25 protein-coding genes are annotated in these 25,868 nt (G+C 66.0%); 8 read left to right on the top strand and 17 right to left on the bottom strand.

The genetic code is table 11. The annotated features are described in order from the left end of the window. Positions 1-5 precede the first annotated feature (5 nt). From mraY to GGR13_RS00295, 7 genes are read right to left on the bottom strand one after another with little or no spacing between them, the layout of a single operon-like run. Positions 6-1,115 carry a phospho-N-acetylmuramoyl-pentapeptide-transferase gene (mraY, locus tag GGR13_RS00325; RefSeq protein WP_183211477.1) on the bottom strand — a complete coding sequence of 370 codons (1,110 nt, stop codon included), beginning with the start codon at positions 1,113-1,115 and terminating at the stop codon, positions 6-8. Then, entirely contained in the window at positions 1,116-2,531 is a 1,416-nt protein-coding gene (locus tag GGR13_RS00320) for a UDP-N-acetylmuramoyl-tripeptide--D-alanyl-D-alanine ligase (protein ID WP_183211476.1), read from the bottom strand. Further along, positions 2,524-3,990, bottom strand: coding sequence for a UDP-N-acetylmuramoyl-L-alanyl-D-glutamate--2,6-diaminopimelate ligase (locus GGR13_RS00315; protein ID WP_183211475.1), 1,467 nt, complete (start codon positions 3,988-3,990; stop codon positions 2,524-2,526). The genes GGR13_RS00320 and GGR13_RS00315 overlap by 8 nt, the downstream gene beginning before the upstream one ends. Continuing rightward, positions 3,987-5,741, bottom strand: coding sequence for a peptidoglycan D,D-transpeptidase FtsI family protein (locus tag GGR13_RS00310; protein ID WP_246347663.1), 1,755 nt, complete (start codon positions 5,739-5,741; stop codon positions 3,987-3,989). Before GGR13_RS00310 ends, GGR13_RS00315 begins: the two co-directional genes overlap by 4 nt. 17 nt (positions 5,742-5,758) lie before the next feature. Next, positions 5,759-6,184 (bottom strand): cell division protein FtsL, encoded by a 426-nt coding sequence (gene ftsL, locus GGR13_RS00305; RefSeq protein WP_183211473.1) that lies wholly within the window; start codon positions 6,182-6,184, stop codon positions 5,759-5,761. Beyond that, positions 6,181-7,134: a 16S rRNA (cytosine(1402)-N(4))-methyltransferase RsmH gene (gene rsmH, locus GGR13_RS00300; protein ID WP_183211472.1), complete on the bottom strand. Its 954-nt coding sequence runs from the start codon at positions 7,132-7,134 to the stop codon at positions 6,181-6,183. The genes ftsL and rsmH overlap by 4 nt, the downstream gene beginning before the upstream one ends. After that, positions 7,131-7,598, bottom strand: a complete 468-nt coding sequence (locus GGR13_RS00295) for a division/cell wall cluster transcriptional repressor MraZ (protein ID WP_183212241.1) — start codon at positions 7,596-7,598, stop codon at positions 7,131-7,133. The genes rsmH and GGR13_RS00295 overlap by 4 nt, the downstream gene beginning before the upstream one ends. A gap of 325 nt (positions 7,599-7,923) precedes the next feature. Between GGR13_RS00295 and GGR13_RS00290 the strand changes: the two genes are divergently transcribed. Continuing rightward, positions 7,924-9,051, top strand: a complete 1,128-nt coding sequence (locus tag GGR13_RS00290) for a mechanosensitive ion channel family protein (protein WP_183211471.1) — start codon at positions 7,924-7,926, stop codon at positions 9,049-9,051. On the opposite strand, the gene GGR13_RS00285 is transcribed toward GGR13_RS00290, so the two are convergent. From GGR13_RS00285 to GGR13_RS00250, 8 genes are all read right to left on the bottom strand, one after another. Then, the gene (locus GGR13_RS00285; protein ID WP_183211470.1) at positions 9,020-9,451 is read right to left on the bottom strand and encodes a hypothetical protein; all 432 of its coding nucleotides are present in this window, start codon (positions 9,449-9,451) and stop codon (positions 9,020-9,022) included. The genes GGR13_RS00290 and GGR13_RS00285 overlap by 32 nt on opposite strands. A gap of 7 nt (positions 9,452-9,458) precedes the next feature. Next, positions 9,459-10,277: a type I methionyl aminopeptidase gene (map, locus tag GGR13_RS00280; protein WP_183211469.1), complete on the bottom strand. Its 819-nt coding sequence runs from the start codon at positions 10,275-10,277 to the stop codon at positions 9,459-9,461. Positions 10,278-10,332: 55 nt separating this feature from the next. Continuing rightward, positions 10,333-10,989: a ribonuclease HII gene (locus GGR13_RS00275; RefSeq protein ID WP_183211468.1), complete on the bottom strand. Its 657-nt coding sequence runs from the start codon at positions 10,987-10,989 to the stop codon at positions 10,333-10,335. Between the two features lie 234 nt (positions 10,990-11,223). Further along, complete coding sequence (locus GGR13_RS00270; RefSeq protein ID WP_183211467.1) at positions 11,224-11,976, bottom strand: SIMPL domain-containing protein; 753 nt, start codon at positions 11,974-11,976, stop codon at positions 11,224-11,226. 262 nt (positions 11,977-12,238) lie between these two features. Then, positions 12,239-14,257, bottom strand: a complete 2,019-nt coding sequence (locus GGR13_RS00265) for a PAS domain-containing protein (protein WP_183211466.1) — start codon at positions 14,255-14,257, stop codon at positions 12,239-12,241. Positions 14,258-14,530: 273 nt separating this feature from the next. Next, entirely contained in the window at positions 14,531-14,935 is a 405-nt protein-coding gene (locus tag GGR13_RS00260; RefSeq protein ID WP_183211465.1) for a hypothetical protein, read from the bottom strand. Between the two features lie 8 nt (positions 14,936-14,943). Continuing rightward, positions 14,944-15,138 carry a hypothetical protein gene (locus GGR13_RS00255; RefSeq protein ID WP_183211464.1) on the bottom strand — a complete coding sequence of 65 codons (195 nt, stop codon included), beginning with the start codon at positions 15,136-15,138 and terminating at the stop codon, positions 14,944-14,946. 56 nt (positions 15,139-15,194) lie between these two features. Then, on the bottom strand, positions 15,195-16,430 hold the full coding sequence (locus tag GGR13_RS00250; RefSeq protein WP_246347619.1) for an acyltransferase family protein: 1,236 nt from the start codon (positions 16,428-16,430) through the stop codon (positions 15,195-15,197). Positions 16,431-16,564: 134 nt separating this feature from the next. On the opposite strand from GGR13_RS00250, the gene GGR13_RS00245 reads away from it, so the two are divergent. From GGR13_RS00245 to GGR13_RS00230, 4 genes are all read left to right on the top strand, one after another. Beyond that, on the top strand, positions 16,565-17,428 hold the full coding sequence (locus tag GGR13_RS00245) for a LytTR family DNA-binding domain-containing protein (protein ID WP_183211463.1): 864 nt from the start codon (positions 16,565-16,567) through the stop codon (positions 17,426-17,428). Between the two features lie 850 nt (positions 17,429-18,278). Continuing rightward, complete coding sequence (locus tag GGR13_RS00240; RefSeq protein WP_183211462.1) at positions 18,279-18,671, top strand: helix-turn-helix domain-containing protein; 393 nt, start codon at positions 18,279-18,281, stop codon at positions 18,669-18,671. A 65-nt stretch (positions 18,672-18,736) separates the two neighbouring features. Then, positions 18,737-19,834 (top strand): serine hydrolase domain-containing protein, encoded by a 1,098-nt coding sequence (locus tag GGR13_RS00235; protein WP_183211461.1) that lies wholly within the window; start codon positions 18,737-18,739, stop codon positions 19,832-19,834. Between the two features lie 181 nt (positions 19,835-20,015). Continuing rightward, positions 20,016-20,672, top strand: a complete 657-nt coding sequence (locus tag GGR13_RS00230) for a hypothetical protein (RefSeq protein ID WP_183211460.1) — start codon at positions 20,016-20,018, stop codon at positions 20,670-20,672. 92 nt (positions 20,673-20,764) lie between these two features. Here GGR13_RS00230 and GGR13_RS00225 read toward each other — a convergent pair whose 3' ends face one another. Next, entirely contained in the window at positions 20,765-21,130 is a 366-nt protein-coding gene (locus GGR13_RS00225; RefSeq protein WP_183211459.1) for a hypothetical protein, read from the bottom strand. A 260-nt stretch (positions 21,131-21,390) separates the two neighbouring features. Between GGR13_RS00225 and GGR13_RS00220 the strand changes: the two genes are divergently transcribed. Then, entirely contained in the window at positions 21,391-22,473 is a 1,083-nt protein-coding gene (locus tag GGR13_RS00220; RefSeq protein WP_183211458.1) for a serine hydrolase, read from the top strand. Positions 22,474-22,532: 59 nt separating this feature from the next. Here GGR13_RS00220 and GGR13_RS00215 read toward each other — a convergent pair whose 3' ends face one another. Next, on the bottom strand, positions 22,533-23,129 hold the full coding sequence (locus GGR13_RS00215) for a DNA-3-methyladenine glycosylase I (protein ID WP_183211457.1): 597 nt from the start codon (positions 23,127-23,129) through the stop codon (positions 22,533-22,535). Positions 23,130-23,177: 48 nt separating this feature from the next. Here GGR13_RS00215 and GGR13_RS00210 point away from each other — a divergent pair, with 48 nt between their 5' ends. Together GGR13_RS00210 and GGR13_RS00205 are read left to right on the top strand one after the other, a co-directional pair. Next, complete coding sequence (locus GGR13_RS00210; RefSeq protein ID WP_183211456.1) at positions 23,178-25,241, top strand: S46 family peptidase; 2,064 nt, start codon at positions 23,178-23,180, stop codon at positions 25,239-25,241. After that, positions 25,238-25,774, top strand: a complete 537-nt coding sequence (locus tag GGR13_RS00205; protein ID WP_183211455.1) for a GNAT family N-acetyltransferase — start codon at positions 25,238-25,240, stop codon at positions 25,772-25,774. The genes GGR13_RS00210 and GGR13_RS00205 overlap by 4 nt, the downstream gene beginning before the upstream one ends. The last annotated feature ends 94 nt before the right edge of the window (positions 25,775-25,868 follow it).

The raw sequence follows: 25,868 nt of genomic DNA, 5'->3' as shown, positions 1-25,868 counted from the left end.
TCGGATCACCGCAGTTTCAACGTCGAGAGACCGACCAGCGCCAGCATGGCCGCGACGATCCAGAAGCGGATGACCACGGTCGATTCCGGCCAGCCCATCTTCTCGAAATGATGGTGTACCGGGGCCATCAGGAAGACCCGCTTCCCGGTGGCCTTGAAGTAGCCGACCTGGATCATGACCGAGGCCGCCTCGACCACGAACAGGCCTCCGACGATGCCGAGCACGAGTTCATGCTTGGTGGCCACGGCAATGGCACCCAGAGCCCCGCCGAGGGCCAGCGAGCCGGTGTCGCCCATGAAGATCTTGGCAGGGGGCGCATTGTACCAGAGGAAGCCGGTGCCCCCGCCGATCATGGCCGCGCAGAAGATGGCCAATTCGCCCGAACCGGGCACGTGGTGGACCTGCAGATAGTCCGAGAAGACGAAGTTTCCGACCAGATAGCTGATGATCCCGAACGCAGCAGCCGCCATCATCACGGGCACGACCGCCAGGCCATCCAGACCGTCGGTCAGGTTCACCGCATTGGAGAAGCCGACAATGGTGAAGGCCGCGAACGCGACGTAGAACCAGCCGATGTTGAGCAGAACGTCCTTGAAGAACGGGAAGGCGATCGAGGTCTCGAGGAAGGGCGAGGTTGGCGAGCGCCACATCCACAGCACCGTCAGGATCCCGGCGATGACCGCCACCACGACCTGGGCCAGCAGTTTCTGTTTCGAGGTCAGGCCGGCCGAGGTCTGTTTCGTCACCTTGGCGTAGTCGTCGACAAAACCGAGGACACCGAAGGCTGCGGTGACCCCCGAAACGATCCAGATGTAGGGGTTGGTCAGATCGCCCCAGAGGAAGACGCCCGCGGCGATACCCGCCAGGATCATCAGTCCGCCCATGGTCGGGGTGCCGACCTTGGACAGGTGGGACACCGGGCCGTCGGAGCGGATCGGCTGGCCCTTGCCCTGTTTGGCGCGGATCCAGTTGATGAACCGGCTGCCCATGGCCACGGCCACGATCATCGCCGTCGCCATGGCCAGCGCCACCCGCACGGTCTGGTACTGGACCAGATTGAGCAGCGGGTAATCCTGCGCCACATCGGCGTAGTAAAGGTACAGCAGATAGAACATCTAGGGGGTCCCGTTGGGAGCGGTGTTCAGTTCGGCGAGGGCGGCCGCGATCAGCGACGCCTTCGATCCGTTGGAGCCCTTGACCATCACGATGTCGCCCGGGCCGGCCAGCATGGCGGCCTCGGCGGCAAGTTCGCTGGCGGTCTCGCGCCACAGGCCCTTGCGGGAGGCGGGCAGGGTGTCGTTCAGCAGCTTCATCTGCGGCCCCGCGGTGTGGACCATGTCCAGTCCTGCCGCCTCGATGGCTTCGGACAGACCGACGTGCAGGGCCTGGGACTGGTCGCCGAGCTCCAGCATGTCGGTCAGGACCACGACCCGCCGGCCGCCGGCCGCGACCGGCCGCGCCCCGAGGCTGCGGAAACCTGCGGCCATCGACAGGGGATTGGCGTTGTAGCTCTCGTCGATCAGGGTGAAGGCCCCGCCCGGCACGGCAATGGTGCGCTCCTGTCCCCGGCCGGCGAGCGGCTGGAAGGCCGCCAGGGCGTGAAGGGCAGTGTCCAGGGGCACGTCCAGCGCCTCGAGCATCAGGATGACGGCCAGGCTGTTCAGGCCCCAGTGATGGCCGGACTGGGCAAGACGGAAGGTCTGGCGGTTACCACGGATGTCGGCGACGACGGTGGCCCCCTCGGAATCGGGGCGGAAGTCGACCAGACGGGCGTCATGACCGGATGCCGAGCCGAACAGGACGGGTTCGGCACCCGCGTCCCGGGCAGCGCCGACCAGCAGGTTGGCCCAGACGATGTCGCCATTGATGACCGCCAGACCGCCGGGCACCAGACCCTCGAAGATCGCAGCCTTTTCCCGCGCGACCCCGGTTTCGCCGTCGACAAAGCCCTCGATATGGACCGGTCCGACGGTCGTGACACAGGCCGCGTGCGGGGCGACGAACCGCGACAGCGGTGCGATCTCGCCGGGCGCGTTCATGCCGATCTCGAACACCGCCCGTTCGACGCCTGCGGGCATGCGCGCAAGGGTCAGGGGCACGCCGATGTGGTTGTTGTAGCTCTTGATCGAGCCATGGGCCGGGCCGGCGAGGTCCAGTCCGGCGCGGATGGCCTGGGTGACGCTGGTCTTGCCGACACTGCCGGTCACGGCCCCGCGACGCACCTGCGACGCGCGTTCGCGGGCCGCCACACCCAGCGCCTCGAGGGCCTCCAGTGTATCCTCGACGACGATACAGGGCCCGCCCTCGACCGCGTGTTCGACGAGTGCACAGGCTGCGCCGGCCTCAAAGGCGGCACTTGCGAAATCATGTCCGTCGCGCGCGCCTTTCAGCGCCAGGAACAGGTCGTGGGGTCCGATCTCGCGGCTGTTGTAGGTCAGGCCGCAGATGTCTGCATCGGCTCCGATCAGACGCCCGCCCACCGCCCGGGCGACGGCCCCGGCAGTCCAGAGCGGCTTCGTTTGATCAGGCATCGATACGCAGGGCCTCGGTGGCGATGGTGGCGTCATCGAAGGGATGCGTGATTCCTCCGACGATCTGGCCCTGTTCATGCCCTTTTCCGGCGATGACGACCACATCTCCGTCGCGCATCTGGCGGATGGCGTGATGGATGGCGGCGCGGCGGTCGCCGATGTCGAGCGCCGTCGGCACCCCCTGGCGAACCTGGGCGCGAATGGCGGCGGCGTCCTCGGAGCGGGGATTGTCGTCGGTGACGATGGCGACGTCGGCCAGTCGGCCGGCGATCTCGCCCATCAGGGGCCGCTTGCCCCGGTCGCGGTCGCCACCCGCGCCGAAGACCACGATCAGGCGGCCCGTCGCGTGGGGCCGCAGCGCCGACAGGACCGTCTCCAGACCATCGGGGGTGTGGGCATAGTCGACATAGACCTCGCCACGACGGGACCCGGCGATCCGCTGCAGCCGGCCCTGGGCCCCCTCGATCCGCTCAAGGGCCGCCAGCACCCGGTCGGGGCTCTCGCCACCGGCGATGCAAAGGCCGGCGGCGACAAGGGCATTGGAGGCCTGGAAGGCTCCGGCGAGGGGCAGCAGGATCTCGTGCTGGGTGCCGCGCGCATCGATCGTCAGCCGCTGCCCCTCGGGCGTCGCGACCCGCCCGATCAGGCTGAGATCGCGACCGCGCTCGCCGACACCCAGGATCGACAGGCCGGACATGATGCTGGCGGCGGCGAAGCTGGAATAGGCGTCGGAGTCGGCATTCAGGACGGCTGTCCGACCGCGCGGCAGCAGGGTCTCGAACAGGCGCAGCTTGGCCGCGCGATAGGCATCCATGCTGCCGTGATAATCCAGGTGGTCCTGGCTGAGGTTGGTGAAGGCGGCAGCCTTCAGCGTGACCCCGTCCAGCCGGCGCTGGTCGATCCCGTGCGACGAGGCTTCCAGAGCCAGGTGGGAGACGCCGCGGACGGCCAGATCGGTCAGCAGACGCGCCGCATCGCCGGCATCGGGGCTGGTCAGGCCGGGAGGAGTCAGGGCCTCGTTAAGGTTACCCGATGGCGTCCTGCGCTGGGCGACCACGCCCAGCGTTCCCATGCTCGCGGAATGATGGCCCAGCGTCGCCCAGATCTGGCGACAGAAGGCAGCGACGGACGTCTTGCCATTGGTGCCGGTGACGGCGACGCAGGTCTTGGGCTGGGTGCCGTAGAAGGTCCGGGCGGCCAGGGCATAGGCGCGACGGACATCGCCGGAGGTGACCAGCACGGGTGCGGCGCCGTCGGGCGTGTCGGCCGGGGCCAGGACGGCGGCCGCGCCCATCGCCAGGGCCTGGGAGATGAAGGCGCGTCCATCCGCAGCCGTGCCGGGCAGGGCCACGAACAAGGATCCCGGGGCGACGCGGCGGCTGTCGGCCGTGACGCCGGTGATGACGGGGTCGGAGGGGACGTCGCGGCGCAGGAGGTCGGACAGACGGACCACGCTCATTCCACAACCTCGTCCGGTTGCGGGATCTTCTCACCCGTCGCCGTGGCCCAGCGATCGGCCCGGCGCGGGATGTTCAGGAAGGGAGCGATACGGTCGGCGATGCGGCCGACGGCAGGCGCCGAGACGAACCCGCCGGTCTTGGGATAGGTCTGCGGCTCGTCCATCAGGATCAGGATGGAATAGCGGCGCGCCGTCACCGGACCATCCGCCGGGAAGACCGCAGCGAAGGTGCCCAGCGCCGCGGCCGGGCTGTAGCGGCCGCCGACGAGCTTGTTGGCCGATCCGGTCTTGCCGCCGACGCGCAGGCCGGGAGCATCCGCCCGGGTGCCGGAGCCGCGCACGACGTTGCGACGCATCAGGTCCAGAAGGGTCAGCGATGTCTGTTCCGAGACCACGCGACGCGGCTCGGTCGTGCGGGGGGCACCGCCCTTGCGCAGGCTGAGCGGGATGTAGCGTCCGCCATTGGTCAGGGCCCCCATGGCGGCGGCCATCTGCACCGGGGTGATCGAGATGCCGTAGCCGAACGACAGCGAGGCCAGGGTGGTGTCGCTCCACTCGCGCGGGACGATGGGTTTGGCGGATTCCTTGAGCTCGATCGGGGCGGCGTCCAGCAGGCCCATGCGCTTGAAATAGTCGCGCATCACATCGCCGCCCATCTCGACCGCCAGTCGCGAGGTGCCGATGTTGGACGAGTGCAGATAGACCTCCTCCAGCGTCATGGCGCGGTTCTGGGCATGGAAGTCGGTGATGCGGCGATTGCCGATCATGAAGGGAACACTGGCGTCGAAGACGGTGGCCATGTCGGCCCGGCCGGTGTCGATCCCGGCGGCAACGGTGAAAGTCTTGAACACCGACCCCATCTCGTAGTGGGCCGAGGTCGCGCGGTTCAGGGTGGCTCCGTCCGGAACCCCGCCGCGTCGGTTGGGGTCATAGCTCGGATAGCTGGCCATCCCCAGGATCTCGCCCGTCTGGACGTCGGTGATGATCCCGACCGCGCCTTTCGAGCCATTCTCCATGGCGGCGGCAGCAAGCTCGTTTTCCAGCACGCCCTGCACGCGCAGGTCGATCGAAATCTGGAAATCCTCGCCCGCCTGGCCGGCGGCACGGATCTCGTCGTTGAAGGCCAGTTCGGTGCCGGACACGCCCTGTCCGCCGGTGTCTGCCGTGCCGATCAGGTGAACCGCCGAGCCGTTCAGCGGATAGACGCGGCGGTCCTCGGGCTCAAACGAGATGCCGCCAAGCGCCAGGCCGTGCACGGCAGCCTTCTCGGCCGGCGTCAGGCCGGGCTGGGCGATCAGTCGGCGGTCACCGTCGAGAACGCGCCGCAGCCGCTTCTCGGAGATCGACGGCAGGACCGACTTGATCTGGCGGAAGGCGGCGTCGCGATCCCAGACCTCGTTCGGATCGATATAGAGGCCGTAGTGGGTGATATTGGTCGCCAGCAGAAGGCCATTGCGATCGACGAGATCGGCCCGCTCCAGTGCATGGACCGTGCTGCCGCCGCGGAACCGGCCATGATCGGCGAACAGCGCTGCATAGGCCGCCCCGAGCGCAAGGCAGACAAACACGCCGGAGAAGACCGCCATGATGACGAAGATGCGGACGCGAGTGTCTTCCTCGGCCTTGCCTTCGGTCCGGGCGCGCTCGAAGGCGTGTTCGACGAACCAGACGGCCTCGGTCAGCCAGCGCAGCCAGGGCGAGACGGTCGAGGTCAGGGGAGCCCGTCCCGAGCCCGGAGCCGGGCGATACATGCGGTGATCGTGCACGCTCATTGCGCGACCTCCATGTTCGGAAGGGCAGGCGGCTCGTCCTCGACCGGAGCCGGCGCGACATAGACGGCGCGTGGCGTCACCTCGGTCGGCGCATCCACGGCCTTGAGTCCGTTCAGCGCACCGGCCTCGGCCTGACGCTCGACATCGACTGGGGCCAGGCCGGCGGCGCGTGACAGGGCCTCCAGACGGCCGGGTTGTTCCAGGCGTGTGGACTCGGCGCGCAGCAGGCGGACGCGCTGGCGGTTGTCGGCGATCTGGCGCTCCAGCTCACCGATCCGGGCGCTTTCGCGGGCGGCACCAGCCTTGGCGACATAGACGGAGAAGACCATGGCCGCGACCATGACGACGCCGATGATCTCGACCCAGCGGAAGCCGCGGACCTTCCAGTCAAACAGGCGTTTGACGACCACGGGGGCATTCATGCCGCGATCCTCCCCCAGGCCGGGGCCTCGGTGCGAACGGCGGCACGCAGCTTGGCCGAGCGCGACCGGGGATTGACCGCCAGCTCGGCCTCGCCGGCCTCTCGCGCGCCCTTGAACACCAGGTCGAAGCTGGGCTTGCGGCTGTCAATGGCGAGGGGGGCGTGGCGCGAACCCGCCGGCGTATTGCCGGTCCGCTCGGTCAGGAAGGCCTTGACGATCCGGTCCTCCAGCGAGTGGAAGGTCACGACGACCAGACGTCCGCCGGGCGACAGGGTGGCCTCGGCGGCGGCCAGTCCGGACTGCAGCTCGCCCAGCTCGTCATTGACCGCGATCCGCAGGGCTTGGAAGGTCCGGGTTGCGGGATGAACCTTCTCGCCCCGCCGGCCGCCCAGCGCCTTCTCGACCACGGCGGCGAGGTCGAGGGTGCGGGTAAAGGGTGTTTCGATCCGGCGACGCAGGATGGCGGTCGCAATCCGGCCGGACTGCCGCTCGTCGCCATACTGTTTCAGGATGTGGGCCAGCGGGCCGTGATCCCAGGTGTTGACGATGTCGGCAGCACTGTCGCCCTCGCCCGACATCCGCATGTCCAGCGGTCCGTCGCGCATGAAGGAGAAGCCGCGCTCGGCCTGGTCCAGCTGCATGGACGATACGCCGATATCGAAGACGACGCCGTGCAGGGCCGAATGCTCATTGGCGGCAAAGACCTGCGACAGGTCGGAAAAGGCGGCGTGAACCAGCCGGAAGCGGTCGGGATACTCGGCGGCCAGGGCGTCGGCATGGGGCTGGACCGTCGGGTCGCGGTCCAGGGCGATGACGCTGGCACCCGTCTCAAGGATGGCGCGGCTGTATCCGCCGGCACCGAAGGTCGCGTCGATGATCACGTCGCCGGGGCCGGGCGACAGGGCCTCGATCACCTCGGCCAGCAGGACAGGAGCGTGGGGCGAGGTCATGCGGCCCCTCCCGACGCTGCGGCGCGGCGCATCTCTCCGAACTTGGCCAGACCGTCGCGGGCGACGCGGCGCTGTTCGGCGCGGTGGGCCGACCATTTGGCCTTGTTCCAGATCTGGAACCGTTCGCCGACGCCATAGATGACGACGGTGTCGGCCAGCTCGACTTCCTCGCACAGGTGTTCGGGCAGGGTGATCCGGCCGCCGCTGTCATAGGCGAGGGGCTTCTGCTCGCCGAAGATCGAGGCTTCCAGGGCAGAGCGGTAGGGATCGCCGAAGGGCAGGCTTTCGATGACGGCGCGGTATTCGGCGAAAAGGGCGTCGCCGCCTGCCTCCAGGCAGTCCGCCTCGATCGATGGAAAGCAGAATACGCCATGCTCGGCGCCGTTTTCGGCCGTGCGGAATTCCTGAGGGATCAGGAGACGGCGCTTGCCGTCCAACTGTTTCTCGTAGGTCGAGAGAAACACGCCTGATCCCATCGAGCCCTTCGGCCCGCTCCCTGACTTTTACGGCCTCCGGTAGGGCCCCCGCCGCGTACGCCCGGTTTCGATGTCGTGGGATAGCATGGGATTGAGTGGGTCTCAATGGGAACTGTTGCCGCTTTTTAACCAAGTCTTGTCAATCGTCGTGGCAAATCACCAGTGTTGATGAGAACATACACGGAACACTGCAAGTATTAACAGGCTGTGGACTGCTTGGGGGTCACGTTTCGGCCTCAGGGGTTAAGGCCCGAAGGGGTTGGTGAGCCGCCTGCATTGAAGCCATGCGGCGACCTGCGCGTTAGCACCGGTCATGCCAAGCTTTGTCACCGACCTGACCCGAGAGATCTACCGCATCTGGCGCGAGTTCCAGTGGCTGCCTGAATGGGTGGTCATCACGGTCATCGTCGCAGGGTTCGTCTTCGTGGGCTGGGCCGCCAACCAGATCGTCTTCAGCCTGCTGAAGATCGCGGTGCGCAAGAAGGACGTCTTCTGGCGGGGCGTTGTCGCCCGGGCACGGCTGAAGCTTCGCATCGCGGTCATGATCATTGCCATGGCCCTGGCCGTGACCGTCTCGCCCCTGGCTCCCGAGCCGTCGCTGGTCATCCGCCAGGCCCTGCTGGTCGGCTTCATCCTGACCATCGGCTGGATCATCAATGGCGCGGTCGAGATGTGGGCCGTGGTCTATCTGCGCCGGTTCAACATGGCAGCCGAAGACAATCTGCTGGCCCGCAAACATGTGACCCAGGCGCGGATCCTGCAGCGGGTGGCGACCCTGCTGATCGGGGTCGTGACCCTGGGGCTGGCGCTCATGACGATCGGCGCCGTGCGGCAGTGGGGCCTGTCGCTGCTGGCCTCGGCTGGCGTGGTGGGCATCGTCGCCGGCTTGGCCCTGCAGCCCTTCCTGACCAATATGGTGGCGGGCATCCAGATCGCGACCGCCCAGCCGATCCGTCTGGACGATGCCGTCATTGTCGAGGGCGAATGGGGCACGATCGAGGAAATCACCTCGACCTATGTGGTGGTCAAGCTGTGGGATTGGCGGCGGATGGTGCTGCCGCTGACCTATTTCATCACCAAGCCGTTCCAGAACTGGACCCGCGAGACCAGCCGCCTGATCGGCACGTCCATGCTGTATGTCGACTACGCCGCACCGATGGACCGGTTGCGGGACGAACTGGAGCGGATCTGCCGCGCCTCGGCCCTGTGGGACGGGGATGTGGTCAATCTGCAGGTCACCGACATCACCGACCGCGTCGCCCAGGTCCGGTGCCTGGCCAGTGCCCGGTCGGCACCGGTGGCCTTCGACCTGCGTTGCGAGATCCGCGAGAAGATGCTGGCCTTCATGCGGGACCAGTGTCCGGAGGCCTTGCCACGCGACCGGTATGCGACCGATCGCAATGCCCAGCCTATTGCGCCAGCGCCGCACGTCCAAGCCTGACCGCGTCCTCCAGCGTCGTGGCGTCGATCGTGACGGGCGGGGAACAGGCGACGGCCAGCAGTTCCGCCGCATCGCCGCCGGGCGCGGCGGGATAGGCGGGCGAGCGGTCGGGGGTCGAGGGGCCCTCTCGCCCGCCCTCGCGGACCGAGGCGAAATCGAGCCGGTCCGCCATCCGCGTGCTGCAGTCGAACGCCCACCAGGACCACCCACCCCAGTAGGCCTCGCCGCCGGCGGAAAAGTCCGGTTCGACGGCCTGGAAGGCCCGCATCCGGACGGTGTCTCCCTGACGCGCGATCGAGGCCACATCGGCCAACACGGCATAGCGTCCCGCGCCGGTCAGGACGAAAGCCGGGTCTGGGCTTGCGGTCAGAGCAAGAGCCAGGGCCGCTGCGGCGATCATGGGTGGATCAGTTCGGGCGGAACAGGCCGGCCGGGCTGGCGGTGAAGATTTCCACCCCGTCCTCGGTCACGCCGACGGTGTGCTCGCACTGGGCCGACAGGGACTTGTCGCGGGTCACGGCGGTCCAGCCGTCGGAAAGGACCTTCACATGCGGCTTGCCGATGTTGACCATCGGTTCGATCGTGAAGAACATTCCGGGCTTCAGCACCGCACCTTCGCCCTTGCGGCCGTAGTGCAGGACATTGGGGCTGTCGTGGAACAGCCGGCCGATGCCGTGGCCGCAGAAGTCGCGCACGACGCTCATCCGGGCGGCCTCGACGTGGCGCTGGATGGCAAAGCCGATGTCGCCGAACGTGTTGCCGGGCTTCACCTGGGCCAGACCGAGCGCCAGCGACTCATAGGTGACATCGATCAGCTTGCGGGACCGGGCATTGATCTCGCCGACCGCATACATGCGGCTGGAGTCGCCATGCCAGCCGTCGACGATGACCGTGTGATCGATGTTGACGATGTCGCCGTCCTTCAGCACCCGATCGCCCGGAATCCCGTGGCAGACCACGTGATTGATCGAGGTGCAGACGGTCTTCATATAGCCCTTGTAACCCAGGCAGGCAGGCAGCCCGCCGCGCTCGGTCGTGAAGTCCCGGATGCGGTCGTCGATCTCCTGGGTCGTGATGCCGGGCACCACATGCGGGGCGATCATGTCCAGCGCATCGGCGACCAGCCGGCCCGCAGCGCGCATGCCTTCGAAGGCTTCGGACTGATAGATGCGAATGGCGCTGGACCGGGTGAAGGTCTCGGTATCCAGCTCGGGGGTCTCGTACATACAGGGCGGCTCGACGACGGGGAGGACTGGCAGATGGCGAGTCTAGCACGAAAACTCAACCGTTGTCGGCCCCCTCCAGAAGCGCACGGATCGGGGCCCAGCTGCGGCGGTGGGCAGCACAGGGTCCAAGGCGAGCCAGGCCGGCCACATGGCTGGGGGCATGATAGCCCTTGTGGCCGGCAAAGCCGTACCCTGGATGCTCGGCGTCCAGGGCCACCATCCGCCGGTCGCGGGCGGTCTTGGCCAGGATCGAGGCCGCAGCGATCGACAGCGACAGACCGTCGCCCCCCACCACGGTGGTCACCTCGCATGGCAGTTTGAAGCGGTAGTTGCCGTCCACCAGGGCCACGGCCGGGGTCACCGCCAGCCCCTCGATCGCCCGGCACATGGCCAGCCCCGTGGCATGAAGGATGTTGAGATCGTCGATCTCCTCGACCGAGGCGAACCCGACGGCCCAGGCCACCGCATGGATCTTGATCTCGGCCTCCAGCCGCTCGCGGGCGGCGGCGCTGAGGGCCTTGGAGTCATCGATGCCGGGCGGCAGCCGGGCGGGATCCAGGATCACCGCCGCCGCCGACACGGGACCCGCCCAAGGTCCGCGCCCGGCCTCGTCCACGCCACAGACCGGCTGCCCGCCGCAGGCCTCTGCGGCCAGGGTCTCGAGCGCGAGGGTCGGGAAGGCCTTGGGAATCGAAGGACGAGCGGACTTCATGCGGGAGTGACTAGCCTGGACGGGCGAGGGCGGGAAGCGGACGTGTGGAATGTCAGGTCTGGATCGGTTCCGAGCATGAAATCGGCCCCGCCGTTCTGCGGGTTCGGGCGATCATTGTCTTTCGCCTGCGGACCAAGCCCGTTGCCGTCTGCAACGCGTCGAGATCGGTCGCAGCGTTGAGTTCGAAAAGCAGGCCCTCAACGGGTCCCGCCGCTCAACCAGAATCCGTCTGGCTCATTCGATCTCGAACACCACATTGAGACGTGCCTCGACAACCACCGGAGGCAGATCGACTGAAATGGCGACGCTTGGACGAATACGTGATCCGGTGACGACAATGTCATCGACAACGGCGAGTTCAGATTCCGTTCCGCGGGCGTTGACGTCCTGGACGCGAAGGATACGCACGATCCGCCGCCCGCTCGCTACAGCAAGGGCCTCGGCCTGAGCGGAGGCATCGGCAAACGCCAGACGGTTCGCTTCCGTCTTGAGCGCGGCGCGGTCTTCGATGTCGACCCCCGACGTCGCCACATCGCGAGCCCCCAACTCTGCGGCCAGAGACACGGCATTCCCGGCCAGGTTGGCAGGCGCACCCCTGAACTGAAACCGCACGCTGGCGACGTAACCGCTGATATTGCAGCCGTCGCCTTCACTATCGCGATCTGAGCCTTCGTCCCTGCAATTGCCGGAATAGACCGGTTCGACCGACACGGAGTCTGTCCGAAGCCGTGCTCCCGTCAGATCATCGAGCCGCGTCAGTGCCTGGTTCAGCGAACCCTGGGTTTCGGCGAGCGCCCGAAGGGCAGCAATCTGATCTGGCCCATCGCCTCGAATGCGGCCGGCTATGAAGAAGGCGTCGGGCAATCGCTCGGCGCGCCCCTGACCCAGCACAACGATTGTCGGGGTGGGTGGCACAGTCTGCGCGACCGCCGCTGATGCGATCAGTGTGAAAGCCGCTGCCAGAGCAGGTCCCGAGACATGGGGCATGACGCGTTCTCCTTTTGATTGCATACGCTAGTCGAAGGTTCTTTGACGCACCAGCGCCGCGTCAGCCTGCAAGAGAGCGGATATGCTCGTCGCGAAAGGTGGGAGACGGCACACACCTTTTCGGCGGCTTCCGCGACGTCCGGTCTGCGACGGACTGCGACCTGGCATCGGCCCCGACACCAGACCCTGTCCGATCTGCCTTAGAGTACAGGCCGCCTGCTTTCGGTGTAGTCGGTCAGCCGCTCTCTCGCTCAGTCGAACGCTAGAACTGCGCGACCTTCAACAGGGCTGCGTGGAGCGCGCGCAGATCGATCGGCTTGGCCACATAGTCCGTCATGCCGGCGGCCAGATATTCGGCCCTCTGACCCGGCATGGCGTTGGCGGTCAGCGCGATGATCGGCAACATGCTGGCCCGGCCGCCGAGGGCGCGGATGTGGCGGGTCGCCGTCGGGCCATCCATGACCGGCATCTGGATGTCCATCAGGATGGCATCGAAATCGCCGCTCGATACCGCCGCCACGGCCTGTTCTCCGTCCGGAACGATGGTGAAGCTGTGGCCGAAGCTGTCGAGCAGGGCGGCGATGACCCGCTGATTGGTCAGGTTGTCTTCCGCGACCAGCAGCCTCAGACAGCGGCCATCCGCCATTTCCGGCTCACCGGGCGTGGGGCTGGCACCGTCTCCTGTCGGTGCCGGCACTTCGAGCCAGAAGCGGCTTCCCCTGTCCGCCTCACTTTCAACCCCGATACGGCCGCCCATCAGGTCGGCGTACTGTCGGCAGATCGACAGGCCGAGCCCGGTCCCGCCAAAACGTCGGGTCGTCGATGCGTCGGCCTGGATGAAGCGCCCGAACAGGCGCTTGCAGGTTTCCGGAGAAATCCCGATCCCCGTGTCCTTGACGGCGATCAGCAGGCATCCGTCCCCGGTTCGGTAACCGATCTCGACATCGATCCGGCCGGCCTCGGTGAACTTGACCGCGTTGCCGACGAAATTGGTCAGGATCTGGCGCACCCTGTCTTCGTCCGCACGCACCCATGACGGCACGTCGGTCGCGATGTCGAGTTTGAGGTCGACGCCTGGCCGCACGGCCCCTCGGGAAAACAGGTCGGTGACTTCCCTGGCCATGATGCGAGGGTCGAAATCACGAAGCACAAGACTGACCTGTCCCGCCTCCAGCCGCGAGACCTCGAGGATATCGTCGAGGATGTGAAGCAGGTGGGTGGCAGACTTCAGCGCGATTTCGGCATGCTCCTGATGCATCGGAGCCAGTTTGGAACGCTGCAGGACGGTCAGCATCCCGATGACGCCGTTCATCGGCGTCCGGATCTCGTGGCTCATCGTGGCCAGGAACTGGCCCTTGGCGACCGCGGCGGCTTCAGCCTCGACCCGTTTGGTCTCCAGTTCGGCCGTTCTGGCGACGTCCTCGCTGATGTCGCGATTGAGACCGACCAGAACGGATCGGCCCTCGGCATTCCTCGAGGCCAGGGCATGGGCCTTGACATGGCGTACCGTCCCGTCGTTTCGCTGGATCCGGAAGAAGGACTGGACGGGCAGCCCGGTCTCCAGGGACCGCTGGCCATCGGCGCGCAGGCTTTTGCGGTCGTCAGGATGGACGTGATCCATGGCGCGCTCGCGCGCAATCCATTCGCCATCAACCTGAAAACCATAGATTTCACGCACGCGGTTATCGAAGCTGAAGCCGCCGTCCTCGGAAAAATCCATCTCCCACACCCCGATACCAGCGAGGTCCATGCACAGCCGAAGTCTTTCCGATGTCCGGGCGAGTTCGGCTTCGAAGACCTTGCGGGCGGTGATGTCCTGATGAGCCCCGACCATGATGAGCGGCCGGCCGTCTGCGGAGCGCGATACGAGACGGGCACGATCCAGGATCCAGACCCAGTGGCCCGCCTTGTGCCGCATCCTGACTTCGGCTTCGAAATAGGGTTCCTTGCCTGAGAGATGCGCTTCGGCCTTCACGAGCGCGGCCGCCTGATCCGCCGGGTGCCGCAGGCGTGCACAGGTCTCGATGGAGATCGGCTGAAGTTCGGCCAGCGTGTATCCCAGCATCTCGGCCCAGCGCGCGTTCAGCCTCAAATCGCCGGTCTGGATGTTCCACTCCCACGCACCCAGACGCGCCGCATCCAGGACGTCGTTCAGGCGGTCGGCTTCAAGAGGGGGTGCCGCTCCGGTGTCGGTCGCAGCGGCTCGGTCAGACCCCGGCAGACCGCCGGATTGAACGCGAGTTGGCGGATACTCGGGATGCGATTGGGTCTTTTCCAGCACCGCAAGCCTCCCCGTTTCCTCAGCGTACCTCGCAGACGCTTAATCAAACGTCGATCCACGGAGACACGAGGCCTGACGATAACGCGGTGATTCAGCGCCGGGGGCAAGGCACCGGATCGCGAGCGACGCCCCGGTGATCCCCGGTTCTCCGTAGTATCCGTTGGTCGCAGATCGGCCCGAAGCCGAGGCTCGATCAGACGCCCGTGCAGCGGCCGTATCGGTCGCTGATCCTGCGGCGTGCGTCAAAGCCCCGGACCGGAACGCGCTCGGTCCTCAGCCCAGCTCCGGCGCGACATAGGACACAAGCAGGAATGCGAGGAAGATGCCTATGCCCAACCCGTACAACGAGGGCACCAGCCGAAGGGCGGCCCGCGAACTGTTGAGCCGGGGTTTGACGCCCTGGCACAGTTGCACGATGTCGGTCTGGCCCTGCAGCGCGAGCAGGCCCGAGATGGCGACCGGCAGGGCCGCCATTCCCATCTGCAAAGGCGAGATCCGTGCGCCGAAGACGGTGCCGGCCAGGGTCAGGATGCCGCCCAGGGTCGCCACGCTGAGGGAGACCATGCTCTTGAAATAGTCATAGGCGAGCGCCGGTTCGGCCAGTCCCACGCTCGCCGCGGGGTCGTCCGCTCCGCCGGGCACATCGGGGCGCTTCAGGGTGGGGGGTCCATCGCTCATGGCCTGTCCTAGGTTTTCGTCTTGCTCTGGGACGCAATGATGGCCGCAAACGCTCCCAGCATCGACCCTCCGAGCGCGACGAAGACGGGCGAGCCCTCATCATTGGCGATCATCCAGACGGAGATGCCGATCAGTGTCAGGGATGCGCCGATCATGACCCCGACCAGCAGGCGGAGCGTCGACGCGGTAGGCTTTCTGGACATCACGACCCCTCCTGACCGACATCACACTGGATTCATTCATGGATCGTGGCAAGTCGTCATGCGGGCGACCGCTTCTTCGGCGAGCGCGCTTTGACGCCAAGGAACAGGCCCAGCCAGCCAAGCCGCCGGGCGATTTCATAGGTCAGCCAGCAGCATGCCAGGGTCACGCCGAGGATGGCGATCGCCTCTGTGGCCAGGGGAAGGGACAGGGGCATCAGCCAGTGGGCCGCAGCGATGATGATCGTCTGGTGGACGATGTAGAACGGAAACACCCCGACGCTGAGGTATCTCAGAACCGGCCCTCCGCGCGTCAGATGGCGGGCCGCGAAGCCCAGGATGGCGGCCATGCAGGTCCATTGGTTGACGGCATAGACCATGCGCATCGCAAGCCGCAGGGCATCCGGCGGCACGGCGCCGTCCGCGCGATAGATCCAGGCATAGGTCGCCCAGCCGGCCCAGCTCAGGATGGCGAGGACGAGGGCTGGCCGGCGCAGGCGCACATAGGCGGCCTTCATGATCTCGGAGCGCGCCGTCAGGAAGCCGAACAGATAGGCGCTGAACGACAGGGCGTGATTGTACCAGTCGTAGGTCAGGGCATGGGTGATCTCGAACAGGGGGGCCAGGGTGAAGCGCAGCACCGCGAACCACAGGACCGGCCAGATCAGCAGGCCCCATCCCGACAGGACCGTTTCCATCCTCCTCTCCAGGCCCTTCAGGGCCGGGCCGGCGAGCGCGATCAGGGCGGCGACGATCAGCCCGTAAGGCAGCAGATAGGCAATGAACCAGAGGTGGTTCCAGGTCGGCGTGGTCAGGCAACCCTCGGCGTCGCACCAGGCACCCGAGCCGGTGGCATATCGGATCCAGAAATCGTGGAGCACGGGGGACGCAGCAGGATCGGCAACGCCAAGAGCCGCCAGCCCATGCCAGATCTCGAAATAGCTCTGGGGGGGCACGATCACCAGCATGCCGAACACGAGCGCCGGGGCCAGTCGCAGGACTCGCGATCCGGCCAGCCGCGCACCGGGCCGACCGCCGTCGGCCGCGAAGCGGTCTGCCATGAACCGCGTCGCGGCCCCCGACACGAGGAACAGAAGGGTGAGCCGCCAAGGATTGGTCAGCATCATGACCGGCTGAACGGCCTCGACAATGCGCGGGCTCTTCACGTGGAAGTCCCACGACACATAAAGCATCCCCACGTGATAGAAGATCAGCAGGAAGAAGGCCCCGACGCGGATCCAGTCGAGGTCATGGCGGCGGGATGACGGGGCAGGTACAGGGGCGGTGGACGACAAGGGGCAGGTCCATGAAGACTGATCGGAAGCCCGGCGTCGCATCCCGAACGTCGGCGGGCCAGGGGGGTGGGGGCGTTCGGCCACGTCCGGGGGACGGCCATCCGTCCTTTGTGACGAGCGGCGGTCCTTTCGGGATGGACGGCGAGCCCACGGGTCTGCTGGCGCGGCTGCGTCGGGCCGACACACGCGATCTGGCGCTGGGCTGGGTCGTGATCGCGGCCGTTGCCGTGGCCGTCATGACGGTGAATGCCCTCACCGAGTTGAATGACAATCCGGTTGTCGCGTCATGGGAGCCCTGGGTCTGGGAAGTCTCGAGCGCCGTCGTCGTCCTGTCCCTCTTGTGGCTGCCCTGGCTGACGACCCGGGCGGCGCCGCCGACCGATGCCTGGCAAAGGGGATGGCGGCTGGCCGTCCGGTTCGCCCTGATCCACCTGGCGGCGGCAGCGGCCTATACGCTGCTGCATATTGCCGGTTTTGTGATGCTCCGGACCTGGGCCTATCAGGTCATCCAGGCCAGCCCGTATGACTTCGGCTCGGTCGCGAGCGGATATCTCTACGAGTTCAGGAAAGACGTGCTGAGCTATGCCGCGTTCGTCGCGGTGTTCTGGCTCAGTGCCCGGCTGAGGATCAGTGCGGAAGGCCCCCTTCGTCCCGTCAGTTTCGACATCCGCGATGGCGGACGGATCATTCGTGCCCCGGTCGATGACATCCTGGCTGTGGCGTCGGCCGGGAACTATGTCGAGTTCTGGCTGGCCGACGGGCGCCGACCCCTGATGCGCGCAACCCTCGCCGCCATCGAGGCCGAGCTGACAGGCTTCAACTTCGTCCGCGCCCATCGCTCCTGGCTGGTCAATGCCTCACGCGTGACGGGCCTCTCGCCCGACGGGTCGGGGGACTGGACCGTGGAACTGGGCACCATCCGTGCGCCGGTCTCGCGACGCTACCCCGAAGCCCTGGGCCGTCTGAAGTCGCAAGACCATGGGGACCGAATGCGGTGAGGCAGGGGCCGAAAAGGCCCTGGGCTCTCGTCAGGCGGTGCTATTCAAGAGAACGAGAGCCCTGAAAGTCGCGCGCACGAACCAGACTCGTCGAGCGTCGGCTAAGGGTGGAAAGCGGACGCTGCCTAATGCGGAAACCCCAGTTTCCCCTGACGCCCGGCCCTCACCTGGGCTTGGAGCCTAGACAGCGACATCCAGTGCCGACGATGAACGTCTAGTCCCGAGTTCGGCGATAACGTGGTGGACCGCCGCTTCGAGTTCGTCAGGTCTGGGCGCGACCTCGGGCATTGCATAACCACGGGCGCAGATACGGCGTTGGCGGCCCCACCTCGAGCAATGGCCTTGCTTCAGAGTCGTCCTTGTCAGAAAACGCGGTGAAGCCAGACCCTCGCCTAAGCACTGCGGTCAAAGGCTGAATTCAGAGTGAACCCACGCCATGGCCAGTCCGTCACTTGCCTCTGGCGAATTCTTCGGCGTGCAAACACGCGGCGTCATGGCTCACGGCTATAAGGTCGACCTTCGGATCGCGACCTTGCCACCCGAACAGGTTCACGCCCATTCGCATGAAGACGCCCATTTTGTGCTGGCGCTGGACAGCGGGTACCGCAGTCTGGCCTACGACCCCCTGACCCCTCGAAATCAGACGTTTGGTCCGGGAGCCTTAGTTTGGAACCCAGCGGGAGTTGAGCATCGGGATTGTTTTGATGTGGCTGGCGGCCGATTCCTGTCCGTCAGTTTCATGCCGCCCGCAGGCGCGCGTTGTGGCGATCCGCTGCGTTTGAGAGGCGCGGCGGAAGTTGCTGTCAGGCGGCTGGTTGGGGCAACGGCGCGATTTGCCGTGGGCGATGAGATGATCATTGAAGGTCTGGCGCTTGACCTTGCGGCTACGGTCCTGTCGCCCGACGAACTAAATGAGGATCCGGCCCCGGAATGGCTGCAGCGAGCACAAGAACTCATTGATGACATGGCCGCCCAGCCCGGCATTGAGGTTCAGAGTATAGCCGCCGAGGTCGGGGTCCATCCGGTCTCGCTGGCGCGGCGCTATCGACGTCACTATCGCCAGTCCCCCGCCGCGGCCATCCGGCAGGCTCGCGCAGACCGCGCTGCGGGCATGATGGCACGCGGGTCTGATCTGGCCTCCTTGGCGGCAGATGCGGGCTATGCCGATCAAAGCCATATGACCCGCGATTTCACCAGCATCTACGGCCTGACACCGGCGCGTTACAGGGCGCTTTTTCGGTAACGGTTTCACCTGTTCAAGACGGCCGCCTAGAGGCGTGCGACGCAGCGCGGCTTAAGGAGACATCCATGCATCGCCTACTCATCACCGCCTGTACCCTGCTCGCCGTCGCGACTCCGATTTCAGCCCAGACGATTTGGCCTGTGGCGTCGCCAGAGAGCCAGGGCGTCTCGACCGATCGGCTTGCCACCATGGACGCCGCCGTTCGAGCCGGAACCTTCCAAAAGGTCACCAGCGTGCTGATCGCCCGTCACGGCCGACTGGTTCATGAGACCTATTTCGACGATGCTGGCCGTGAGTCGCGCCGCAATACCCGATCGGCGACCAAGACAGTGACCGCCATGCTAGTGGGGGCAGCAATCGCCGAGGGCGATATCGCCAGCGTTGATGAACCGGTGATGCCGTTCATCGCCTCTCACGGCCCCTTCGATAATCCCGATTTGCGCAAGTCCGCAATCACAGTCGAAGATCTGCTCACCATGAGTTCTTTGCTGGAGTGCGACGACGACAACCAGTTTTCCCGCGGCAATGAAGAGCGGATGTACCTGATAGAAGATTGGGTAAAGTTCACCTTCGACCTACCGATCAGAGGATTTCCGGCTTGGATTCCCAGGCCCGCCGACCAGCCCTATGGCCGCGCCTTCAGTTATTGCACCGCGGGGTCCACAACGCTGGGTGCTGTCGTGCAGTCCGCATCGGGTGAGCCTCTGGACGTCTTTGCGCGCCGGACCCTATTCGCACCGTTGGGCATAGAGGGCGAGCAGTGGCAGTTCTCACCAACGGGCCTTCCGCAGGGCGGCGGCGGTCTGGGGCTTCGCAGTCGCGACCTACTGGCATTGGGCCAACTGCTGCTCAACCGAGGGCAGTGGGAAGGCCAGCGGGTGATTCCCGAGGCGTTCGCTGTCGCAATGACGACCCCGCAGGCATCGGTCGATCCGCAGCGCGGAGACTACGGCTATCTGACTTGGCTGCCGACCTACACCGTAAACGGTCAGCCGCATGCCGCTTGGGCTATGGCTGGTACAGGCGGCAACAAGGTGGTGATCGTGCCGGATCTCGATGCCGTAGTGGTGGTAACGACCGAGAATTACAACGTGCGAAACCCGCACGTTCTCGCCGACACGCTGATCGCTGAACACGCTCTGGCGTCGTTCAATCAACGGTAGGCTGCCAATAAAGTCCCTTTGGGTCGGAACACTACATTGGCATCAGGCCCAAAACCGGACTTTCGCCCCGCCGCACAACAGCGGACCTTCCGAACCGCCGCCATGGGTGGGAAGCAGACGTCGGCTTGCGCTACCGAGAACCCACTCACAGTCTGAAAGCTGGAACGTCCGGAGGCGAGCCGTGCGCGGCATTGTCATCGTGCTGGCCGCGGTGTTGATTGCAGGCGCTCTTCTTGCAGGGATGCTGGCATCTCAGCGAAGGGCACTTTTCGACCCGGCACTCAGCCGGGATGACTATCCATGCTCATGGCCTGGAGCCGACCATTCGGGGCCTCTGGACCCGGAGTTCGATAGCTGGTTTGGCGGTCCGCTCAGACGCGCAGACGAGCCTTCGCTGTTCCGCAAATCGAATGCCAGGACATCGGCTACGACGATACGGTTCACTTTCCTTCCATCATCCAGCGCGCCCATCGTCGTTCGCATTGATGATGTCTACGGGCCGCAACCTCGCCTGACGGCATTTCGGGACGAAGGACAGGTCAAACCGAGTGCTGGAAGCAAGCAGACACGGGTTTTGGCTTCTTCGGAAGTCGCACCCCTCAGGGCCGCGCTGGCCTCGACGGACATCCTCACCCTGGAGCCAGACTCGTGCCTTTCTGGTCCTGATGGTGTCATTTACTTGATCGAAGTGGCGGGGCCTGACGGCTACCGCTTCATCAATCGATGGGGCGTCACAGAGGGGCCGGTCTATGATCTGGCCAACCAGATGTATTTGCTCACTGGATGGGCAAATGGACCCCAGGGCCCTGATCGTCAGGACGCCAGGCTCCGAAACTGAGGTTCGAGACAACCTGCAGGGTCTGTTTTGGGTCGAGATCGGACATGACCGGCCAGGCCTCACCCACTCTATTCTGATGATCCGGCGCCTGTTCAGATCGCTCTTGATGAAGGGGTGATCTTCGATGGCGACAGGGCGATTTGCGCTTCTGCCCTTGCGACGCCGATGCTCGCAATGATGAGCGCAGCCAACAGGCCAAGAACAATCAGGCCGATCCGTCCCCGCCGATGTTTTCGCAGGGTCTGATAGGCGGATTCATTCAGCCAATAACGCGCGTGTTGAACTTCATGGATCGCGCCGTGACGGAGCAGACGGCGAAGTGCCCCCTGCTGCATGAATCGACCGTGCTGGAGGGCGATCGCAGCCTCTGCAGAAAACGCGCCGGCATCCCTCAATGCCTCGACCAGACGCTTCTCTGCGCGAATGGAGGCTGCCACGACAGTTTCGGCCCCGCTCATGATGTTGCCCCCGTTTCGCGAACATCAACATGGTGATCCTCACAAATCAACACGCCGAGATGCCTCAGTCCAAACAGGTGCTGCTTCCGACTTTGGGCCGTCCTCGCTTGCGACGGGGTGGCGAGCCGAGATCCAGGCGCCTGCCGACGAAATCGTCTGACCCGCTTGCGCAGACGGACCTGCCGCCTGGCGGTCAATGTCGGATCGCGAGGTGTGCCCTGGTTTGTGGTACCGGTTGCGGATTGAAAAGGGGCGTAAACGTGCTGAAACGTGTCGCATCAGTCGTGCTGGTCGGCTTCCTGACGCTCAACGGTACGAGCGCAGGTGCGCAGGACCAGTTCGAAGACAGACTTCGGGCTGTGGCGGTCGCCGGAGCGGCAAAAGCGAATGCGGCTGTGTTCCTTGATGTTCAGGGATGCGGGATTTCCTTTTCGGAAGCGATTGGCATCGCTGATCGGGCAGCCGCTCTGGCACCGGACACAGGTATGTCGCTACGACTGGGCAGCGTCGGCAAGCTTTACACGGCGGCCGTCATTCACCGCCTCGCGGCGCGTGGGACGCTCGATCTCGACGCCCCGGCCTCGCGCTACCTGCGTCCCGACGACGCCGTAGGGGTGTCCAATCGTGAGGCGACGCTTCGCCAGTTGCTCAACCACACCGGTGGCGTTGCCGACTACTACAGTCTTCCGGACATCAGGCGCTGGGACTGGCGGGCCCCCATCACACCAGCCCGCGTCCTGACAGCCATCAGGGGCAGGCCGGCAACAGGCGTACCCGGCACAGCGTATTCGTATTCGAACTCCGGCTATCATCTGGTTGCTCTGGTGGCAGAGCGTGCGACCGACACGTCATTTGCCGAACTGGTTCAGGCCGAGGTTATCACGCCGCTCGATCTGCGAGAGACGCAATACAATACCGTCGCGCCGGGAGGGCTGCTGCATGGTTATGTCGGCAGGCGTGATTGGTGGGACTCTGCCGAAAACACAGGTCCCGACTCCGGCATAACGGCGACGTTGTCGGACACGCGAAAGTATCTGCGTGCGCTGTTTGTCGATCCCGGCCCTCTGAACGAGACCGGGCGGGCGATGGTCGAGGATCCCGTGCAGACCGGCAATCCGAGGCAGCAGGCCGGCGCAGGCGCGGAGGTTCGAACGACGCGAGAGGGCTTGCGGTTCGTCGGCCATACCGGCGACGTCGAAGGCTATCTGAGTTTTGCCTACGCTGCGCCGGACAACGATTTGACGATGATTAGTCACATCTCGGCTTCCGACAAAGACGCCTTTGCAGACATTCTGCGCACAACGGCCCAGATCGTGGCAACGGCGTGCGGCGCGGCCGAGTAAGGCCAAAGGGTCCGATGTTTGCTCTGGGTCGAACGCAGTCCTGCTCGCCAGTCCTGACGTCAGACGCCGATCCCGGCACCCAGCCCCGCCACCGCGTCACACCGGGAACAGTCCTGCACATGGTCGTTGACCATGCCGGTGGCCTGCATGAAGGCATAGACGATCACGGGGCCGCAGAAGTTGAAGCCGCGGGCTTTGAGCGCTTTCGCCATGGCGACCCAGGCCGGGGTCTGGGCCGGGACGTCGGCGAAAGTGGCGGGGCGGGTCTGGATCGGCTGGCCGTCGACGAAGGACCACAGCCAGGCGGAAAAATCCTCGCCGTTGTCGCGCATGTCGAGCCAGATCTGTGCCCCGCTGATGGCAGCCTCGATCTTGGCGCGGGAGCGGATGATACCGGGATCGGCCATCAGCCGGGCGCGGTCGGTGTCGTCATAGCGGGCGACGATTTCCGGGTCGAAACCGTCGAAGGCAGCGCGCAGGGTCTCGCGCTTCCTCAGGATGGTGATCCAGGCGAGGCCCGCCTGGAAGCCGTCCAGCACCAGCTTCTCCCACAGGGCGCGGGGGTCGTATTCGGGCACGCCCCATTCGGTGTCGTGATAGGCGACATACAGCGGATCGGTGCCGCACCAGGTGCAGCGACGGGCGGCGATCGTCATCGGATTCCTGTCCTTCTCTCGTGCGCATCCAGACGATAGAAGAGGCGCATGCGCAACCAGACCCTGACCCTCGCCGCCCTCGCCCTGACCCTCGCCGCCGGATCGGCGCACGCCGAGGAGGGGATGTGGACCTTCGACAATTTCCCCATCGCGCGGGCCAATGCGACGCTGGGCACCTCGATCGATCAGGCGTTTCTGGACCGGGTGCGGCTGGCCTCGGTCAAGTTCGGCGGCTGTTCGGCGGGGCTGGTGTCGACCTCCGGTCTGGTCATGACCAACAACCACTGCGTCGCGACCTGCGTGGCCAATCTGTCGACCCAGGCGGTCAACTATGCCGCCACCGGCTTTACCCCCCGCACGCGCGAGGAAGAGCTGAAATGCCCCGGCGGGTCGGCCGAGATTCTGACCGACATTACCGATGTCACCGCCCGGATGCAGGCGGCGGGACAAGGGCTTGAGGGTCAGGCGTTCACCCGCGCCCGTGACGCCGAGGCCGGCCGGATCGAGCAGGAGGGCTGCGCCGGGGACGCCACCGTCCGCTGCCAGGTCGTGACCCTGTACCGGGGCGGGCAGTTCAAGCTCTACAAATTCCGCCGCTACACAGATGTGCGCCTGGCCTGGGCCCCCGAGGATCGGGCGGCGACGTTCGGTGGTGACCTCGACAATTTCAGCTTCCCCCGCTTTGCCATCGATGCGGCCTTCATCCGGCTTTACGAGAACGGCCAGCCGGTCGAGACGCCGAACCATTTCACCTGGAAGGCCGACAAGCCGGTCGAGGGTTCGCCGGTCTTCGTGTCCGGCAGTCCGGGTGCGACGCAGCGGCTGTTGACGCAGGACCAGCTGTTCACGGTCCGCGACGTCGTCCTGCCGATGGACCAGCTGCTGGCCAGCGAGCTGCGCGGGCGGCTGCTGCGGTTCGCGGCCGAGAGCGAGGAGAACGCCTTCATCGCCATGGACCCGATCGTCGGGCTTGAGAACACCTATAAGCGCGGGCTGGGCCGGATGCGGGCCCTGGTCGATCCCGCCTTCATGGCGCGCCGGGCCGAGGCCGAGGTCGACTTCAAGGCCCGGGTCGCGGCCGATGCGACGATCGCGGCAGCGGCGGCCGATCCCTGGGGCGCGCTGGCGGCCGTGCAGCCGGTCCAGCGTGAACTCTATCCGGCCTATGCCCTGCTGGAAGGCCAGGCGGGCGGCGGATCGGCCCTGTTCAGCTATGCCCGCACACTGGTGCGCGGGGCACAGGAGCGGACAAAACCCTCGGCCGAGCGCCTGCCCGAATTTGCCGACAGCCGGCTGGCCGCAGTGCAGTCCGGCCTGTTCGCAGAGCGTCCAGTGTATCCGGCGCTGGAACAGGTGCGGCTGGAGTGGTGGCTGTCCAAGACGCGCGAATGGCTGACTGTGGACGATGCCCGTGTGCGCGCCCTGCTGGGTCAGGAAAGCCCGGAGGCGATGTCGGCCCGACTGGCGTCCGGCTCGACCCTGTCCGACCCGGCGTTGCGCCGGGCCCTGTGGGAGGGCGGGCTCGAGGCCATCCAGGCGTCGGACGATCCGATGATCAGGCTGGCCCTGGCGATGCAGGACGACACCCGCGCGGTCCGCTCCGACTGGGAGGCGCGGGTCCAGGCCCCGACCGACCGGGCGTCGGAGCGCCTCGCAGCCGCACGGTTCGCGGCCTATGGCGACAGTGTCTATCCGGATGCGACCGGGACATTGCGCCTGACCTATGGGCGGATCGAGGGCACGGATGTGCCCGGACAGCGGTTCGGGGCCTTCACGACCTTTGGCGGACTGTGGGATCGGGCGACGGGCTCGGCGCCATTCAATGTCGCTCCAAAACTGCTGGCCGCCCGGGACCGGATCGATTCTGACACCGTGCTGAACATGGCCGTGTCGTCCGACACGATCGGGGGCTCGTCCGGATCGCCGGTCGTGACGCCGGCCTTCGAGATCGTGGGGGCCAATTTCGACTCGACCGTGCTGAGTCAGCGGAATGCCTATGGCTATGACCGCGACGTCAATCGCAGCGTCATCGTCACCACCGGTGCCGTGACCGTGGCCCTGCGCGATGTCTACGGCATGCAGGGGCTGGTCGAGGAACTGGGCGTCCGGTGACCGACCTCGCCTTCCGGGTCGCGGGACATGCCGATGTCCCGGCCCTGCATCGGCTGATCGAGAGCGCCTATCGCGGCGACAGTGCGCGACAGGGCTGGAGCCATGAGGCGGATATCCTCGACGGCCAGAGAACCGACGCCGAGGAGCTTTCGGGCATCATCGGCGATCCCGCCCAGGTGATGCTGATGGCCCACGAAGGGGAGCGTCTGATCGGCTGCGTTCGCCTGGTCGATGAGGGGGCAGGCGTCGCTTATCTCGGCATGCTGTCGATCGATCCGACCCTGCAGGCCGGCGGGCTGGGCCGGCGCCTGATGGCCGAGGCCGAGGACACAGCCCGGACCCGTTTCGGCGCGACTCGGATGCGCATGACCGTGATCAAGTCCCGCCACGAGCTGATCGCCTGGTACCAGCGGCGCGGCTATGCGCTGACGGGGGCAGAGGAGCCGTTCCCGGTCGACGACGAGAAATTCGGCCTGCCGCGCCGGCTGGATCTGGTGTTCGTGGTGATGGAAAAGGGGCTGATCGCCCCCTGATCCGCTCATCCCACCCTTCCGCTCATCCCGGCGCAAGCCGGGACCCAGTGCTTTGGGTTAGCCAGTCGATCTGGAGACAGAGGGACCCCGATCC

The organism is Brevundimonas variabilis (genome assembly GCF_014199945.1).
Lineage (GTDB): Bacteria > Pseudomonadota > Alphaproteobacteria > Caulobacterales > Caulobacteraceae > Brevundimonas > Brevundimonas variabilis.
The sequence above is the reverse complement of the archived record's forward strand: the minus strand, read 5'-3'. Positions and strand labels throughout refer to the sequence as shown.

Bases quoted from the DNA above. Each gene is read 5' to 3' on its own strand.
- GGR13_RS00255 (WP_183211464.1), bottom strand. From the start codon at position 15,138: ATGTCCAGAAAGCCTACCGCGTCGACGCTCCGCCTGCTGGTCGGGGTC.
- GGR13_RS00225 (WP_183211459.1), bottom strand. From the start codon at position 21,130: ATGAGCGGGGCCGAAACTGTCGTGGCAGCCTCCATTCGCGCAGAGAAG.
- GGR13_RS00315 (WP_183211475.1), bottom strand. From the start codon at position 3,990: ATGAGCGTGGTCCGTCTGTCCGACCTCCTGCGCCGCGACGTCCCCTCC.
- GGR13_RS00285 (WP_183211470.1), bottom strand. From the start codon at position 9,451: ATGATCGCCGCAGCGGCCCTGGCTCTTGCTCTGACCGCAAGCCCAGAC.
- map (WP_183211469.1), bottom strand. From the start codon at position 10,277: ATGTACGAGACCCCCGAGCTGGATACCGAGACCTTCACCCGGTCCAGC.
- ftsL (WP_183211473.1), bottom strand. From the start codon at position 6,184: ATGAATGCCCCCGTGGTCGTCAAACGCCTGTTTGACTGGAAGGTCCGC.
- GGR13_RS00235 (WP_183211461.1), top strand. From the start codon at position 18,737: ATGCATCGCCTACTCATCACCGCCTGTACCCTGCTCGCCGTCGCGACT.
- rsmH (WP_183211472.1), bottom strand. From the start codon at position 7,134: ATGACCTCGCCCCACGCTCCTGTCCTGCTGGCCGAGGTGATCGAGGCC.
- GGR13_RS00270 (WP_183211467.1), bottom strand. From the start codon at position 11,976: ATGCCCCATGTCTCGGGACCTGCTCTGGCAGCGGCTTTCACACTGATC.
- GGR13_RS00320 (WP_183211476.1), bottom strand. From the start codon at position 2,531: ATGCCTGATCAAACGAAGCCGCTCTGGACTGCCGGGGCCGTCGCCCGG.
- GGR13_RS00240 (WP_183211462.1), top strand. From the start codon at position 18,279: ATGATCATTGAAGGTCTGGCGCTTGACCTTGCGGCTACGGTCCTGTCG.
- GGR13_RS00310 (WP_246347663.1), bottom strand. From the start codon at position 5,741: ATGTATCGCCCGGCTCCGGGCTCGGGACGGGCTCCCCTGACCTCGACC.
- GGR13_RS00245 (WP_183211463.1), top strand. From the start codon at position 16,565: ATGGACGGCGAGCCCACGGGTCTGCTGGCGCGGCTGCGTCGGGCCGAC.
- GGR13_RS00275 (WP_183211468.1), bottom strand. From the start codon at position 10,989: ATGAAGTCCGCTCGTCCTTCGATTCCCAAGGCCTTCCCGACCCTCGCG.
- GGR13_RS00290 (WP_183211471.1), top strand. From the start codon at position 7,924: ATGCCAAGCTTTGTCACCGACCTGACCCGAGAGATCTACCGCATCTGG.
- GGR13_RS00210 (WP_183211456.1), top strand. From the start codon at position 23,178: ATGCGCAACCAGACCCTGACCCTCGCCGCCCTCGCCCTGACCCTCGCC.
- GGR13_RS00260 (WP_183211465.1), bottom strand. From the start codon at position 14,935: ATGAGCGATGGACCCCCCACCCTGAAGCGCCCCGATGTGCCCGGCGGA.
- GGR13_RS00215 (WP_183211457.1), bottom strand. From the start codon at position 23,129: ATGACGATCGCCGCCCGTCGCTGCACCTGGTGCGGCACCGATCCGCTG.
- mraY (WP_183211477.1), bottom strand. From the start codon at position 1,115: ATGTTCTATCTGCTGTACCTTTACTACGCCGATGTGGCGCAGGATTAC.